We start from the raw sequence: 618 nt of genomic DNA, 5'->3' as shown, positions 1-618 counted from the left end.
GAACGTAAGGTACGAGACTCCTGCGGGAAAAGCGTGGCCAGGGAGACCACGCAGGCGAACGCCGAGTAGGCTCCCGGACCGCACGCGGAAAGCGAGTGCCTGGAGTGGAAATCATTACACATACCCTCTTTCGGAAACCCGCTCCCTTTCCTCCGACTTTCTGCCAAGCCTCCTAGGCAGAAGCGCCTGTGGGGTCTCGGCTAGCCAGTGATTGGGCAGGTGTGTCGCAAATTTCTTCAATCCTATGAGGCTTACAGGAAAAAAACACCAATRAAAATCTAATCTTGTTTTAATTTCATGGTTCGGGGTGGGACCAATCCGAACTCCCTTTTGTCAAAAAATTGATGGAAAAGCCAAACTGTAAACGAATTGGAAAAGAGCCAGTTTCCCTACAATATTTCTTTTATAAAATTCCCGTTGATTGGAACGGAAGGTACGAGACTCCTGCGGGAAAAGCGTGGCCAGGGAGACCACGCAGGCGAACGCCGAGTAGGCTCCCGGACCGCACGCGGAAAGCGAGTGCCTGGAGTGGAAATCATTACACGCCGAGTAGGCTCCCGGACCGCACGCGGAAAGCGAGTGCCTGGAGTGGAAATCATTACACATACCCTCTTTCGG

Annotated in this window: 1 protein-coding gene; it reads left to right on the top strand. The window is 52.7% G+C overall.

Features of this window, described 5'->3' with window-relative positions:
* Positions 1-417 precede the first annotated feature (417 nt).
* The coding region (locus tag AC1DVB_RS27845; RefSeq protein ID WP_477592088.1) for a hypothetical protein at positions 418-618 on the top strand (201 nt) is incomplete at its 3' end.

It is taken from the genome of Peribacillus sp. P4_D6 (genome assembly GCF_056401795.1).
Note: the sequence above shows the minus strand (reverse complement) of the source record. Positions and strands in the feature narration are given on the sequence as shown.